We start from the raw sequence: 14523 nt of genomic DNA on the forward strand, positions 1-14523 counted from the left end.
TCGGACGACGAGTTTCGGACTCCCCGTAAAGAACACCGACCATACGTCCACGCCCCTCAGCAGCACAACAGATCAAAACAGGGCGTAGCCGCGGACTGGTCTCAGACCAATAGGCCTACGTTTCAAAGTAACAAAAATGCTCGCGTCTGTCGAATGTCGACAACCTCTCACGCGACGCGGAATCACGGCAGGATGCTGCGGGTCACGGTGAACTTCGGCGTGCGGTGCAACTGCTCGGTGGGCCCCACGCGCCGGGTGAGCTCGGGCCGGTACGAGAGGTGGGAGTTGTAGACCGTCAAGAGTTCGCCGCCCGGCCTCAGGAGGCGGGCCGCCGCGTCGAACAAGCGGGTCGCGGCGCCGGTGTGGATGCTCGCGCCGAGATGGAACGGTGGGTTCAGCAGCACCAGATCTGCCGTGTGGTCGGGGATCTCGGAGCCGGCGTCGTCGTGCGTGACGGTGACACGGTCGTAAACGCCGTTCGCGCGCATCGTCTCACGAGCGGATGCCGCGGCTGCTGCCGACCGGTCGGTCGCGATGACCCGTGCGGCGGGGTGCGCGAGGGCGTAGGCGGCGGCGAGCACTCCGGTGCCGCAGCCGAGGTCGATGACGAGCGGTTGGGTGGACGTTTCGACTCGTCGCTGCGCTCCTCGCTCAACGCGTTTCGTCTCGCCTTCGGCTCGCTCAACGTCCCGCAAAACCGCCTCGCCGCCGGGCGCAGGCGCGGACCCCTGCGAAAGCCCCTCCCCGCCGGGCGCAAGCGCGGCCCCCCGCGAAGGCCTCTCGCCGCCGGGCGCAAGCGCGGCCCCCCGCGAAGGCCTCTCGCCGCCGGGCTCAGGCCCGGACCCCTGCGAAAGCCCCTCCCCGCCGGGCGTTGAGCGAGCGGAGCGAGACGAAACGGGGTGAGCGACCGCAGGGAGTCGAAGCCACTCCAGCAGCACCCGCGTGCCGATGTCGACCTTCGCACCGGCGAAGGCACCGCCGTGCGCGACCACGGTGAGCCCGTCGTGCCGCTCGGCAACCGGGTACGGCGGCTCGGCCGGAACCTCCCGCGCCCCGGATGCCACGATCAGCCGCGACTTCCGCTCGGCGCGCTGCGGCTGCACCGTCGCGAACATGCGCCCGAGCACCTCGTTCTGCGCGAGCGTCATGTGCTTCACCCGCCCGCCGGCGACGAGTGTCGCATCCGGCGCAGCCCAGCGTGCGACGGCATCCGTGATCTCCTCGAGCTCGGCAAGCGACTTCGGCAGCTGCAGCAGCACGAGACGCGCACGCTCGAGCAGTGACGCATCAAGCTCATGGGAGGCGAACCCACCGAGCCCGAGGGTGGCGGCGTTGCGCGCCAGCGCACGCCTTCCGGTCGCGAGGTCCTGGTGCACGCGGACGCCTGCCCGCCCAGCATCCGTCAGCGCCAGCGTGATCGCGCCGTATTCATCACCGATGACCGCGATCTCGTTGCCGTCGACCTCCGCGGCGAGCGCCCGCTGCACGAGGAGCTCGTCGGTGGCATCCCAGGCCTGCAGGTTCGGCGCCTCCACATCGGGGAAGCGCCGCAGCGCGGCATAGGAGAAGTCCACGTCCCCAGACTACGAGTGCGTCCCATTGACAATGGCTGAACACGTGTTTAGTGTGCTGTACATGCGTTCAGTATCCGAAGATCTCACCGCCCGTGCCCGCATCCGCGACGCGGCGATCGCCGCGTTCGGCCGGAACGGATTCGACACCGTGAGCATGCGCACCATCGCCGACGACGCGGGCGTGAGCGCCGCACTCATCGTGCACCATTTCGGCGACAAGCAGGCACTGCGTACTGCCTGCGACGACTACGTCGTGAACGTCTTCACCGACGAGAACCACGAACTCATCGACGCTCCCGCGACCGACCGCATCCGCACCGCACTGAACGACCTCGAGCGCTATGGCCCGTTCATCGACTACCTCGGGCGCATGCTCGTCGACGGCTCGCCCGCCGCGGATCGCCTGTTCGACGGCATCCTGGCGGGAACGCGAACGATGCTCGACGACCAGCGCGAAGCCGGACTGCTCATGCCGATGAGCGACCACGAGATGACCACACTGCTGATCGTTCTGATGGGGCTCGGCCCGGTCGTCATGCGCGCACAGATCGCCCGCGCGCTCGGCCAGGACCACCTCAGCCCTGCCGGGCTGCTGCGCGCGACCCTGCCGACCATGGAGCTGCTGACACACGGCATCTACGCGACCGATGCGTTCCTCGAGGGGGCGCGCGCGGCGATGGATGCCACGGCAGCCCCGCCCGAACAGCACGAACCCGCCACCGAGGAGGAGTGATGACCGACACCATCGAGGTACGCGCCCTGCACAAGCGGTACGGACGCCACATCGCCCTGCATGAACTCGACCTGAACGTGCGCCCGGGCACGGTCTTCGGGCTGATCGGCCCGAACGGCGCGGGCAAGACGACGACGCTGCGCACTCTCGTCGACGTCATCCGTCCGTCGTCGGGCACCGTCCGCGTGCTCGGCGAAGAGCCTCGCCGCGGCGGCCCGTCCCTGCGGCGGCGGATCGGATACGTGCCCGGCGAACTGCACCTCGAAGGCCGCGCCAGCGGGCACCGCCTGCTCGCGTTCTACGCCGAGGTGTCCGGAGCGGCCGGCTCGTCGGCATCCGTCCTGCGATCCGCACGCGACCTCGCCGATCGGCTCGGCGTCGACCTGAACCGGCCGGTGCGCACGCTGTCGAAGGGGAACAAGCAGAAGGTCGGGCTCATCCAGGCGTTCATGCACCGGCCCGAGCTCCTCATCCTCGACGAGCCGACCAGCGGGCTCGACCCGCTCGTGCAGCGCGAGTTCCTCACGATGGTGCGCGAAGCGCGCGAGGCCGGGCAGACCGTGCTGTTGAGCTCGCACGTGCTCAGCGAGATCCAGCAGACCGCCGACGAGGTGGCCGTGCTCAGCGCCGGGCGGATCGTCGCCGACGGTGACGTCGCCTCGCTGCGGCTCGGCTCGATGCGCCGCGTACGCGTGCGCCTCGGAGGGGCGGATGCTGCGAGTACACGCGCGGCGTTCGAGAGGGTTCCGGGCATCGAAGGACTGGATGCCGCGGTCCACGCCGAGGGCGTGCAGCTGTCCGCGACGATCGAAGGCTCGATCGATCCGTTCGTGAAGACGCTCGCGCAGTACGAGGTGCACGAGCTCACGGTCGAGGAGCCCGATCTCGAGGAATCGGTGCTGCGGCTGTACGGCGATGCTGAAGCCCCGACGAAGAAGCCGACCACGCGACGAACCCGACGAGGCGACGGACGGGAGGGGCGATCGTGACCAGCATCCTGCCGGTGTTCCGGCGCAGCATCCGCGAGTCGTGGCGCAGCCTGCTCGGCTGGACGCTCGGCGTCGCTGCCGTGCTGTTCCTGTATCTGCCGCTGTACCCGAGCATCGGGGCGAGCGATCAGATGACGCAGCTCATCGACTCACTGCCCGACCAGCTGGTCGACGCTCTCGGCTACAACCAGATCGCCAGCGGTGCTGGCTACACCGAGGCGACGTTCTACGGGCTGATCGGGTTCCTGCTGATGGCGATCGCCGCCGTGCTCTGGGGCTCGTCGCTCGCCGCGGCCGAAGAGAGCGGTCGGGCCGAACTCGACCTTGCGCACGGCATCGGGCGCAGTCAGTACGCGCTCGAGACGGCGCTGTCGGTGGTGGTGCGTCTGCTGTGGCTCGGCGTGTTCGCGGGGCTCGCGGTGTGGGCGCTGAACGACCCGGCCGAACTCGACCTGGACCCCGTGCGCATCATCGGCGCGAGCGCTGCTCTCGTCGGACTCGCCTTCCTCTCGGCGGCGGCCGCACTGCTCGCGGGGGCTGCGACCGGTCGTCGCATCTGGGCCACGGTCGTGGGTGCCGGTATCTCTGTGCTCGGGTACATCCTGCAGGCGCTCGCGAAGCAGTCCGACGACCTCGAGTGGCTCAACGCGGTGTCGCCGTACGCCTGGGTGTACCGGCAGTCACCGCTCGCGGAGGGCGTCGACACCGGCGGGCTCGCCCTGACCTGGGGTGTCGCGCTGCTTCTCGCCGCAGCATCCGCTCTGGCGCTGCGCGCCCGCGACCTCCGCTGACCCGACCCTGCCCCCCGCGTCGTCCCCCCCCGTGCGAGGAACGGGGGTTGACACTGACCCGCTTGAGTGGTTAGTTAGTCGAGTAAGTAACCGACTGACCACCTGGGAGCATTGTGATCGAAGAAGGCAAGGCACTGTTCCTTCAGATCGCCGAGCAGATCGAGGACCAGATCCTCGACGGCTCGCTGGAAGAGGAGTCCAAGGCCCCCTCGACCACCGAGCTGGCCGCCTTCTACCGCATCAATCCCGCCACCGCCGCGAAGGGAGTCGCCATGCTCACCGACAAAGGCGTGCTGTACAAGCGCCGCGGAATCGGCATGTTCGTCGCCACCGGTGCACACGAAACGCTGCTCGCCGAGCGGCGCTCCGCGTTCGCCGACCGCTACATCGATCCGCTCCTCGCCGAAGCTCGCACGCTCGGGCTCGGCCCCGAAGACCTCGCCGCACTGCTGCGCGAACGCGCAGCCACGGCATCCAACACCGAAGGGAACCCCGCATGACCGCCGTCATCGAGGTGCAAGGCCTCACCAAGCACTACAAGGACAAGAACGCGCTCGACAACGTGTCGCTCACTGTCGAGAACAACGCGATCTACGGACTGCTCGGCCGCAACGGCGCCGGCAAGACCACGCTGATGTCGATCCTCACCGCGCAGAACTTCGCCTCTTCGGGCGAGGCGCGCGTGTTCGGCGAGCGTCCGTACGAGAACTCACGCGTGCTGAGCCGGATGTGCTTCGTCCGCGAGAGCCAGAAGTACCCCGATGACGCGACCGCACGTCACGCGTTCAAGGCAGCGAGCCTGTTCTTCAAGAACTGGGATCAGGCCTTCGCCGAGCAGCTCATCGAGGACTTCCAACTGCCCATGAAGCAGACGATCAAGAAGCTCTCCCGCGGGCAGCTCTCGGCCGTCGGCGTGATCATCGGCCTCGCCTCGCGCGCCGAGCTCACGTTCTTCGACGAGCCCTACCTCGGGCTCGACGCCGTCGCCAGGCAGATCTTCTACGACCGGCTGATCGAGGACTACGCGGAGCACCCGCGCACGATCATCCTCTCGTCACACCTGATCGACGAGGTCTCCAACCTCATCGAGCGCGTGATCGTGATCGACAACGGCAAGATCCTCCTCGACGAGGAGACGGATGCTGTGCGCGACCGCGCCGTGACCGTCGTCGGCGATGCGCCCAAGGTCGATGCCTGGGCACAGGGCCGCGAGGTCCTGCACCGCGAGGCGCTGGGGCGCGTGGCGTCCGTCACCGTGCTCGGCGCCCTCTCTGCCGACGAGCGGGCTGAGGTCACAGCATCCGGCATGGATCTCGCCCCGGTCTCGCTGCAGCAGCTCATCGTCCGACTCACTCAGAAAGCCGGCGGCACGACGGCCGGCGCAGAAGGCCAGGAGGTCCGCTGATGTCTCGCACACTCAATGTCATCCGTCTGCAGCTGATCAATCGGCAGACCTTCATCTGGGTGCCGCTGATCGTCCTCGCCGGCGCCGTACTCGTCTCAGTGCTGATCTACGCGATGATCCCCGTCGACGAGCCCAAGTACGGCGGCGGCGGACAAGCCCCGCTGTGGGTGTTCTTCGCGACAGGCCTCTCGGCCATGACCATGACCTTCCCGTTCTCGCAGGCGATGAGCATCACCAGACGGGAGTTCTTCGTCGGGACGATGATCACCGCTGTGCTCGGCAGCGCCTTCATGGCGATCGTCTTCCTCATCGGCGGCGGCATCGAGCTGCTGACGAACGGCTACGGAGTGAACGGATACGTCTTCCACCTGCCGTGGATCTGGGAGGCCGGACCGCTCGGCGCGTTCGTGGTCTACTTCACCCTCGCACTGTTCTTCTTCATCGTCGGCTTCACCGGCGCGACGATCTACAAGAGCTGGGGACCTGTGGTGATCTCGCTCGTGGGCATCGGGTTGGCGCTGGTTCTGCTCGGGATCGTCTTCCTGATCACGCGCCTCGAGCTGTGGGAGCAGGTCTGGCTCGGCATCCTCGATCTCGGTGCGGTCGGGCTGGCGCTGTGGGGGCTGGTCGCGATCGTGGTGCTCGCCGTGATCTCGTTCCTGGCATTCCGGAGGGCCAAGCCGTAGGGCCGGTCCTGACGCGCCCGTGAGCCTTCGGGCTTGCGGGCGCGTCGGCGCGTGGCGACAGGTGAACCGGTCAACGATCTCTGAGAGGATGCCTGGACTATGGAGCAGACACCGATGACCACTCCGTGGGCCGAAGACGTCGACCCGACGGCCCCGTTGCCCGAATACCCACGCCCCCAACTCGAGCGCCCGGTGTGGCAGAACCTCAACGGCGTCTGGCAGTTCGCAGCCGCTGGCAGCAAGACCCCGGCCGGCACGGATCTGGCGGAACGAGTCGTCGTTCCCTTCCCCATCGAATCGCAGCTCTCCGGCATCGGGCGCCACGAGGACCACATGGTCTACCGTCGCACGTTCGAGGTTCCTGCCGACTGGGACATCGGTGGAGACAGACGCCTCCTCGTGAACTTCGGGGCCGTCGACTACGAGGCGACCGTGTACATCAACGGCACCGAGGTCGTCTCGCATGCCGGCGGATTCGACGCGTTCAGTGCCGACGTGACGGACGCGCTTGTGGGCGGCTCGAACGAACTCATCGTGCGCGTGAGCGATGACACCGTCGACCAGCCGAAGGGCAAGCAGACGCCGAATCCGTCGGGGATCTTCTACACACCAGCATCCGGAATCTGGCAGACCGTGTGGATGGAGCCGGTCGCGGCAGCCCACATCGATCGTCTGCAGCTGACGCCGGACCTGACGTCGTCGTCGCTCATCGTCAACGCGGCGAGCGCGTCAGCATCCACGGCTGCCGTCGTGACCGTGACCGCCTTCGACACCGACGGCAACGAGGTCGGCGGCACGACCGGTTCGGCGAACGCCGATCTGGCCGTCTCGATCCCCGACCCTCATCTCTGGACGCCCGAGGACCCGTACCTCTACACGCTCGCTGCGACGCTGACAGACAACGGCCAGATCGACGAGGTCAGCAGCTACTCGGGCCTGCGCTCGATCGCCGTGGAAGAGGTCGACGGGCTGCAGCGCATCACGCTGAACGGCCGGCCGACATTCCTGCTCTCCACCCTCGACCAGGGGTACTGGCCGGACGGCGTGTACACCGCACCGACCGACGAGGCTCTGGCCTGGGACATCCGGGCCACGAAGGATCTCGGCTTCAACACGATCCGCAAGCACATCAAGGTCGAACCCCAGCGCTGGTACCTGCACGCGGACCGGATCGGGATGCTGGTGTGGCAGGACATGCCCACCGCCGCCAATGGCGATGAAGCCGCTCGCGATGTCTTCCGTGCCGAGCTCGCCGAAATGACTAGGCAACTCGGATCGACCACGTCGATCATCGGCTGGGTGCCGATGAACGAGGGGTGGGGAGAGTGGGACCCGGCCGCGACCGGCGAGATCGCCGAGGCGGTGAAGGCCCAGGACCCGAGCCGGCTGATCAACGCCCACAGCGGGGTGAACTGCTGCGATTCGATGGGCGACTCCGGCAGAGGCGACATCATCGACTGGCACCAGTACACCGGGCCGGCTCTGCCGCAGCCCGACGCCACGCGCGCTGCGATCGACGGTGAGCACGGCGGATTCTCGCTGTCCGAGCCCGGCCACACCTGGCCCGGCGGATCGGTGAACCCGTACGGTGAGGTCGAGACGTCCGAGCAGCTGACCGCCGCGTACGTCGAGAACACCACCGCACTGCTCGACCCCGCGCGGGAGTATCTGTCGGGCTCGATCTATACCCAGCTCACGGATGTGGAGGGCGAGGTCAACGGTTTCTGGACCTACGACCGCCGCGTGCTGAAAATGGACCGCGATCGAGTCAGAGCCGTCAATGAGCAGGTGATCCGGGCCGGGTCGCGCTGATCAGCCGGACACATGTCGGTCCCGATCACACCCGTCAGTGCGGATCACGGATCTGAACTGACAGGTGTGCCGATCCACTGACGGTGTGCCAAGTGCGCCGAGCGGGCCGGGCGCCCGGCCTCAGATCGTGTCGTCGGCGCCGATGATGTCGAGGCTCCACATGCGGGCGGCGGGGTCGTCCGGGTCGTGCGCATCCTCGACCTCTTTGATGACCTCTTGGATGCGGCGCTCGATCTCGCTGAACTCGGCCTCGGTCAGGCGCATGTTCCGCTGCGAGAAGGTGCCGTGCACCTGTGTGTCACGACCGGCCACGTACTCCGGCGCCCACGCCATGACGCGCCGCAGCAGTTCGACGTGATCGTCGGCGAGGGCGTTCATCAGGACGCCGCCCAGCGCCTCATCGGCGATCGGATGCTCCGGAGAGCCGACGTTCCATGCCCCATCGGTGACCTTCCAGACACGATCGCGCTTATCGCGCGCGTGCTCGGGGGCCTCTTCGATGAGCGCGGCTTCTGCGAGGACGCGCAGGTGGAAGCTGACGCTGTTGGCGGCGACTCCGAGATCGGCGGCGATGTCGGCGGCCCGGGCGTGACCGCGAGCACCGACCGCCTTGGCGATGCGACGCCGCAGCGGATGCGCGTAGGCCTTGAGCATCGCGGTCGTCGCCGGGCGCCCGTCCGGGTGCACGGCCGAACGGTCTGGTCGGACGCCGTCCGAATCCCTCTCGTCAACCATTCCGTCATCATATCCACAACCATTATTGCGCAATAACTGTTGCGCAATGTTTCTTGCGCAACTAGCATCATCTGTATGAGCACCACGACCGCTCCCCACAGCCTGATCCGCAACGGGCGCTACCTCACCTGGCTGGTCAGCGACACCGCCAAGGGGCTCGCAAGCGCGCTGTTCGGTTTCGCGATCCCCCTCATCGCCCTGTTCGTGACGAATGACCCCGCCCAGGCCGGAGCCATCAGCGCGGTCGGCATGACGATCCGCACGGTCACGACCGTCTTCGGCGGGGTGCTCGCCGACCGCCACCGCCGCATCGTCATGATGGTCACCGGCTCGCTCGTCGGCGTCATCCTCTCGGTGGCGTTCACCGCGCTCGCACTCGCCGACGCGCTCACCTTCGTCACGCTGCTGATCATCGAGATCCTGCTCGCGGCGCGCACCGGACTCTTCGATATCGCCGGCGAGAGCGCGGTGAAAGAGATCGTCCCCGACGACGCCATGGGTCGGGCGCAGGCCGCGAACCAGGGGCGAGATGCGATGCTGCAGCTCGCCGGCGGACCGCTCGGCGGCGTGCTGCTCGCCGCGGGCGCCTGGCTGATCGGCGCCGTGATGGCCTTCTGCCACCTGGTGGCGGCCGCGACGGCGTGGATGCTGCAGCGCTCCGTACCCGCGGAATCGGCAGCACCGGATACCGAAACGCCGGAGCAGACACCCTCGGATGCCGCGGCCGACACCGGTCTCGTCGCAGCCGCCATCGCCGTGGGAAAGCCCAACGCGATGCGCGAGATCGCCGAGGGGTTCCGCTGGCTGTTCTCGCGCGTCGACCTGCGCGGCGTGCTGTTCGTCGCGACGATCATCAATCTCGGCTTCAGCACCGCTCTGACCACCGTCATCTACGCACTGCAGCAGCAGGGGTACACACCGCTGACGATCGGACTGCTCTCGACCGGCGCCGGAATCGCCATGCTCGTCGGAGCCCTCTTCGCACCGATGCTCGTCGCGCGCGTCCCTGCCGGCACCATCATCATCGGCGGCCTCGCCGTCTCGGCGATCGGGGTGATCGGGCTGATCCCGTCGCACGAGCCGCTGCTGCTGGCGCTCGTGCTCGCGGGGATCATGTTCTTCATCCCGGCCATCAACGCCGCGCTGATGGGCTACTTCATGGTGGCCACGCCGACGCAGATGCTCGGTCGGGCGAACAGCGCATCGGCCGTGCTCGGCATGGGAGCGCTGCCGCTGGCGCCGCTCGTCGCCGGCATCGGCCTCTCACTGATCGGACGCGAATCGACCCTCATCGCCGCCGCCGTGATCTGCGCTGCGGCCGTACTGCTCGCGATCTCGAACGCCGCACTGCGCGCCCTCCCCGCCGAATCCGGCTGGTCCGCCCACGCCGCCCAGTTCGCGACCCGGTAGGTGACCTGTCCCGCGGATCGCGCGCGATGTATCAGGAAAAGCTTGCCGTGCTCCTGGTAGGTGTGAGCACAATGATCTTCATGACCGACGCTTCCCGCGGGGGCGCCGTCAGCGATGGCTCAGCGCGGTGGGAACGCGCCGCCGACCTCTTCGCCGACTGGCGTTCCGGCAACCTGCGCGCCATGGACGACCTGGTGCGCCTCATGACTCCCGTCCTCTGGCACGTCGTGCGCGCCTATGGCGTCGATCGCGCGCTCGCCGAGGACGTCGTGCAGTCGACGTGGCTCACCCTCGTGCGCAGTCACGAGAAGATCGCCGACTTCCGCGCGATCTCCGGCTGGCTCACGACGACCGCGCGCCGCGAGGCGTGGAAGGTCTCCACCCGGCACAGGCGAGCGGATGCCGTGGCCGACGAACTGCTCGAGCCGCTGCTGCCGGCGCAGGAATCCGCGGAGTCCGAGGTCGCGGCATCCGATGAGTCGCGCCGCCTGTGGACGGCCGTCGCCGCCCTCGACGAGCGCTGCCGCCGGCTGCTGCGCGTCGTGGCGTTCGAAGACCGCCCCGACTACGCCACGCTCGCCACCCAGCTCGAGATGCCGGTCGGCAGTATCGGCCCCACCCGCCGCCGCTGCCTGGTGAAGCTGCGCACCCGGCTGACGCTCGACGGACACGCGACCGAGGGGGCCGGCGATGTCTGACACCGATGCAGAGCTTCTGGCACGACTGCGCACGGCCGCGAACGAGATCGACCCCGTGCCGCGCGATCTCGCCGACCATGTGATCGCGGCGCTCGCCGTGGCCGATATCTCCCGCGAGTACGCGCTGCTCACCCTGATCGAGAATGCCGAGGCAGCGGTCCGCGGAAGCGGCGACGGCGAGACGACGACGCTGCAGTTCAGCGATGGATCCGCGAGCATCCTGCTGCACGTCACCCACACCGAACGCGGCCGCAGGCGCGTGGACGGCTGGGTGGATGCCGGCGCCGTCGAAGTGCACCTCACCCAGGACGACCGCACCTGGACCACAACCCCCGACGATCAGGGGCGCTTCGCTTTCGAAGACATCGCTCCGGGACTCAGCCGCGTGCGTTTGACCGTCGGCGGCGACCAGAAGGACCTGCTCACACCCCACTTCGAGGTGTGAGGACTGAAGCGTCGAGCCGAAAGGGAAAGCGATGGCGCAGCCCGAGAACTGGAGTTGGCAGGATCGTGCGGAGGGCTCGATCCCGCGTGGCGCGGCGCTGGATCCGACCGTGGAGCCGGTGGACGGCATCCGCGCCTTCCCCACCGCGTATCTCCCGGATCGGATGCTGATCTCCGAGAACCTGGACGGTGAGAACGGCGCGTTCGATCGCGACCTCCGCGCCCTCACGCAGGCGGCCGACTCGTTCGGCTGGAACCTCAAGGTAGAGGGCGAGGACGTCGTCCGCTCCGGTCACGGTGCGCGGATGCTTCCCGGCATCCCCGGCCTGCATCGTGCGGTGCTGACGACGCCGGAGATCCCACGCGAGGGCGAATCGCCGGTGCCGCCGGACGCCTGGCGGGTGCTGCAGCGGGCGCGGTGGATCGTCCGCGGGCCGATGCCCAGGGCGAGCCTCGAGCACGTGCTGGCGATCGATCCGGTCGGCCTGAACCCGTTCACCCGCACGAACCCGTTCACCAGGACGAACCCGTTCACCCGCACCAACCCGGTGCGCGGGGCCGGCACCGTCGGCAGCGACGACTATCTCGAACCGGGCCGCGGCGGCCGGCAGCCGATCGCGTGGATCGGCGGGGCGCCGGTGCGCGGTCGGCTCGCGGACAAGGATCGGCGCGTCGTCGTGGCGATGCTCGACACCGGATGCGGCACGCACGAGTGGCTGCCCGACTCGATCGTGACCAGGACGATCGACCTCGACGGGGTGCCGGTCGGGCTCACGGGCGACGACGATCCCGAGCTGTACCCCGACCTGTACGGCCAGCTCGACGGCGAGATCGACGCGGTGGCCGGGCATGGCACGTTCATCGCCGGGCTCATCCGTCAGACCGCACCGGATGCCGACATCCTCTCGATCCGCGTCGCGGGTTCCCTCGGCGTCGTCGACGAGAGCACTTTCCTGCAGGCCCTCGCCGCCGTGATCGAGCTGCAGCGGCGGTTCGTGCACGGCGAGGATGGCGGCCATCCGGTCGACGTGCTGAACCTGTCCCTCGGGTACTACCACGAGACGCCGCTGGACGGACAGTTCTCGCTCGTGCTGCACGACCTGCTGCACACCGCGCGGACCCTGGGCACAGTCGTGATCTGCTCGGCGGGCAACGATGCGATCGACCGCCCGTCGTTCCCCGCGTCGCTGTGGGCGTGGCCAGGGGCCGACAATGGGCTGAAGCGCGACAAGGCCCTGCCGCTGGTGTCGGTCGGGGCGCTGAACCCGTCTCGGCGGTCGCTGGCCCTGTTTTCGAACGTCGGACCGTGGGTGCGCACCTACGCCCCCGGTGCGATGGTCGTCTCCACGACTCCCGCGTTCACCGGCGGCACGCAGGCGGCGACGCGGGCGGACCTCGACGGGTTCGAGCGGCAGACGATCGACCCCGATGACTACCGCGGCGGTTTCGTCGCGTGGAGCGGCACGTCGTTCGCCGCTCCCTACGTCGCGGGGAAGATCGCAGCGCTGCTGGGGGCGCTGCCGCTGGATGCCGCGGCATCCGCTTCCGCAGCGAAGAAAGCCGTCGAGGAGGTGCTCGCCGCGCTCCCGCCCGACGCTCCGCTCGCCTGAGCGGCGTCACGGGGCGTTGAGCGGAGGCGCACGGGCCCTGGGTCTGTTACGGGGCGTTGAGCGGAGGCGGCGCAGCCGCCGCAGACGAAACGGGCTGAGCGCAGTCGCGAAGCGACGAAGACGAAGCCATTGCTCCAGCACAAGAGGCTTCGACTCGCCTCCGGCTCGCTCACCCCGTTTCGTCTCGCTCCGCTCGCTCAACGACCCGCAGCATCAGCACCCCCGCAGCATCCGCATCCTTGCCACATCAGCATCCCCGCCGCGGCTTTCGCGGGGGCGCCGGACACGGCATCCTGGGGCGATGGGGAATTCTGCCCGTGAGCTGTACGAGCGCGGACGCGCGGCGTCGAACGCGCAGCGCTACCCCGCGGCCCGCCGCCTGCTCGGCCGCGCCGCAGCGGCAGCCGCAGAAGAAGCAGACCCCGACCTGCGCGCGCGGATCGCGGGCACCACGGCGTACGTCCTCGCGCAGACCGGCGAACCCGCACGCGCCGAAGCCCTGTGCCGCGAGGCGCTGGAGGAGGACGGCGCCGGAGAGGAGACCAGGGCGATCCTGGCCGGGCAGCTCGGCGTGCTCTTCACCCGCGCCGGCCGCCTCGACGAGGCCGAGACGATGCTCACCCGCGCCATCGACCAGCTCACCGGGACGGCCCTGGCGAACTGCCTGCTGAACCGATCCGTCGTGCACATGCATCGCCGTGCGTTCGACGCCTGCACCGAAGATCTCGAGCGCGCGGTCGCCATCTACGAGGATGCCGGCGAAGAAGCCGCCGCCGCAGAAGCCCGGCACAACCTCGGCTACACGGCCCTGCTGCGCGGCGACTTCGTCGAGGCGCTCGACCTGATGGCGCAGTCACGACCCGTGATTGCCGCCGTCTCACCGGTCAACGCCGCCATGAGCGACCTCGATCGCGCCGAGGTGCTGCGCGACGCGGGCCTCGTCGACGAGGCCGAGCACCTGCTCGAGGATGTCGCTGCCACATTCGGCGACGCCCGCATGCGCCAGGCCCGCGCCGAAGCCGAGTACCACCTCGCTCGATCCCTGCTGCGGCACGACCCCCGACGCGCACGACAGGTCGCGAAGGCCGCAGCGCGGCGCTTCCGCGGGCTAGGCGCGCACAGCTGGGCCGCACGCAGCGACGCGATCCGCCTGGACGCCGAACTGGATGCCGGCGCCGCCCCTCCCGCCGACGACTTCACCGCCACCGCAGCCGAACTGAAGCGCGCCCGCTTCCCGAACGAGGCCACGGCGGTGCGCCTGAGCGCCGCTATCGCCGCGATCCGCCGCGACGAGCCGAGCCCGGCCGTCCGGCTGGCGGACGACGCCCCGGTCCCGCTGCGGCTGCGAGCGGCGGAGGTCCGCGCCGCACGCGCACGCTCCCACTCCCAGCCCGCGAAAGCGCGCCGCCACGCGGCCGACGGCCTCGACCTGCTCGCGAACTGGCAGCGCTCGTTCGGCGCGCTCGACCTGCAGGCATCCCTCGCGATGCACGGCACGAACCTCGTGTTCGCCGGGCTGTCCGCCGCCGCCACGAGCCGCGACCCCGAGGTGCTGTTCGAGTGGTCCGAACGCGCCCGCCACCTCAGCCAGCAGGTCGCCCCCGTGCGACCCCCGCACGATGAGTCGCTCGCGGTG

At 69.0% G+C, this 14523-nt stretch carries 13 protein-coding genes and 1 pseudogene; 12 read left to right on the top strand and 2 right to left on the bottom strand.

What is annotated here, in order from left to right:
- Positions 1-182: 182 nt before the first annotated feature.
- Positions 183-1574, bottom strand: a complete 1392-nt coding sequence (locus ACTICP_RS13925) for a class I SAM-dependent methyltransferase (RefSeq protein WP_441893350.1) — start codon at positions 1572-1574, stop codon at positions 183-185.
- A gap of 61 nt (positions 1575-1635) precedes the next feature.
- On the opposite strand from ACTICP_RS13925, the gene ACTICP_RS13930 reads away from it, so the two are divergent.
- The 7 genes from ACTICP_RS13930 (at position 1636) to ACTICP_RS13960 (ending at position 7990) form a co-directional block, all read left to right on the top strand.
- Positions 1636-2307: a TetR family transcriptional regulator gene (locus ACTICP_RS13930; RefSeq protein WP_441893352.1), complete on the top strand. Its 672-nt coding sequence runs from the start codon at positions 1636-1638 to the stop codon at positions 2305-2307.
- Positions 2307-3296, top strand: coding sequence for an ABC transporter ATP-binding protein (locus tag ACTICP_RS13935; protein WP_441893354.1), 990 nt, complete (start codon positions 2307-2309; stop codon positions 3294-3296). Before ACTICP_RS13930 ends, ACTICP_RS13935 begins: the two co-directional genes overlap by 1 nt.
- Positions 3293-4087 carry an ABC transporter permease subunit gene (locus ACTICP_RS13940; RefSeq protein WP_441893356.1) on the top strand — a complete coding sequence of 265 codons (795 nt, stop codon included), beginning with the start codon at positions 3293-3295 and terminating at the stop codon, positions 4085-4087. Before ACTICP_RS13935 ends, ACTICP_RS13940 begins: the two co-directional genes overlap by 4 nt.
- A 113-nt stretch (positions 4088-4200) precedes the next feature.
- Entirely contained in the window at positions 4201-4587 is a 387-nt protein-coding gene (locus tag ACTICP_RS13945; RefSeq protein WP_441893358.1) for a GntR family transcriptional regulator, read from the top strand.
- The gene (locus ACTICP_RS13950) at positions 4584-5492 is read left to right on the top strand and encodes an ABC transporter ATP-binding protein (protein WP_441893360.1); all 909 of its coding nucleotides are present in this window, start codon (positions 4584-4586) and stop codon (positions 5490-5492) included. The genes ACTICP_RS13945 and ACTICP_RS13950 overlap by 4 nt, the downstream gene beginning before the upstream one ends.
- Positions 5492-6178, top strand: a complete 687-nt coding sequence (locus ACTICP_RS13955) for a hypothetical protein (RefSeq protein ID WP_441893362.1) — start codon at positions 5492-5494, stop codon at positions 6176-6178. Before ACTICP_RS13950 ends, ACTICP_RS13955 begins: the two co-directional genes overlap by 1 nt.
- Before the next feature lie 114 nt (positions 6179-6292).
- Positions 6293-7990 (top strand): glycoside hydrolase family 2 protein, encoded by a 1698-nt coding sequence (locus tag ACTICP_RS13960; RefSeq protein ID WP_441893364.1) that lies wholly within the window; start codon positions 6293-6295, stop codon positions 7988-7990.
- 120 nt (positions 7991-8110) lie between these two features.
- Here ACTICP_RS13960 and ACTICP_RS13965 read toward each other — a convergent pair whose 3' ends face one another.
- Positions 8111-8725 carry an ArsR/SmtB family transcription factor gene (locus ACTICP_RS13965; protein WP_441893366.1) on the bottom strand — a complete coding sequence of 205 codons (615 nt, stop codon included), beginning with the start codon at positions 8723-8725 and terminating at the stop codon, positions 8111-8113.
- Positions 8726-8800: 75 nt separating this feature from the next.
- On the opposite strand from ACTICP_RS13965, the gene ACTICP_RS13970 reads away from it, so the two are divergent.
- From ACTICP_RS13970 to ACTICP_RS13990, 5 genes and pseudogenes are all read left to right on the top strand, one after another.
- Positions 8801-10135 carry an MFS transporter gene (locus ACTICP_RS13970; RefSeq protein ID WP_441893368.1) on the top strand — a complete coding sequence of 445 codons (1335 nt, stop codon included), beginning with the start codon at positions 8801-8803 and terminating at the stop codon, positions 10133-10135.
- Between the two features lie 80 nt (positions 10136-10215).
- Positions 10216-10833 carry an RNA polymerase sigma factor gene (locus ACTICP_RS13975; protein WP_441893370.1) on the top strand — a complete coding sequence of 206 codons (618 nt, stop codon included), beginning with the start codon at positions 10216-10218 and terminating at the stop codon, positions 10831-10833.
- Positions 10826-11278 carry a hypothetical protein gene (locus tag ACTICP_RS13980; RefSeq protein ID WP_441893372.1) on the top strand — a complete coding sequence of 151 codons (453 nt, stop codon included), beginning with the start codon at positions 10826-10828 and terminating at the stop codon, positions 11276-11278. Before ACTICP_RS13975 ends, ACTICP_RS13980 begins: the two co-directional genes overlap by 8 nt.
- Before the next feature lie 31 nt (positions 11279-11309).
- Positions 11310-12887 carry a S8 family peptidase gene (locus tag ACTICP_RS13985; RefSeq protein WP_441893374.1) on the top strand — a complete coding sequence of 526 codons (1578 nt, stop codon included), beginning with the start codon at positions 11310-11312 and terminating at the stop codon, positions 12885-12887.
- A gap of 301 nt (positions 12888-13188) precedes the next feature.
- Positions 13189-14523, top strand: a pseudogene (locus ACTICP_RS13990) (CHAT domain-containing protein); the annotation flags it as partial.

Origin of the sequence: Microbacterium sp. (assembly GCF_052102115.1) — a bacterium.
Classification (GTDB): domain Bacteria; phylum Actinomycetota; class Actinomycetes; order Actinomycetales; family Microbacteriaceae; genus Microbacterium.

Bases quoted from the DNA above. Each gene is read 5' to 3' on its own strand.
- ACTICP_RS13930 (WP_441893352.1), top strand. From the start codon at position 1,636: ATGCGTTCAGTATCCGAAGATCTCACCGCCCGTGCCCGCATCCGCGAC.
- ACTICP_RS13935 (WP_441893354.1), top strand. From the start codon at position 2,307: ATGACCGACACCATCGAGGTACGCGCCCTGCACAAGCGGTACGGACGC.
- ACTICP_RS13950 (WP_441893360.1), top strand. From the start codon at position 4,584: ATGACCGCCGTCATCGAGGTGCAAGGCCTCACCAAGCACTACAAGGAC.
- ACTICP_RS13955 (WP_441893362.1), top strand. From the start codon at position 5,492: ATGTCTCGCACACTCAATGTCATCCGTCTGCAGCTGATCAATCGGCAG.
- ACTICP_RS13960 (WP_441893364.1), top strand. From the start codon at position 6,293: ATGACCACTCCGTGGGCCGAAGACGTCGACCCGACGGCCCCGTTGCCC.
- ACTICP_RS13965 (WP_441893366.1), bottom strand. From the start codon at position 8,725: ATGGTTGACGAGAGGGATTCGGACGGCGTCCGACCAGACCGTTCGGCC.
- ACTICP_RS13970 (WP_441893368.1), top strand. From the start codon at position 8,801: ATGAGCACCACGACCGCTCCCCACAGCCTGATCCGCAACGGGCGCTAC.
- ACTICP_RS13975 (WP_441893370.1), top strand. From the start codon at position 10,216: ATGACCGACGCTTCCCGCGGGGGCGCCGTCAGCGATGGCTCAGCGCGG.
- ACTICP_RS13980 (WP_441893372.1), top strand. From the start codon at position 10,826: ATGTCTGACACCGATGCAGAGCTTCTGGCACGACTGCGCACGGCCGCG.
- ACTICP_RS13985 (WP_441893374.1), top strand. From the start codon at position 11,310: ATGGCGCAGCCCGAGAACTGGAGTTGGCAGGATCGTGCGGAGGGCTCG.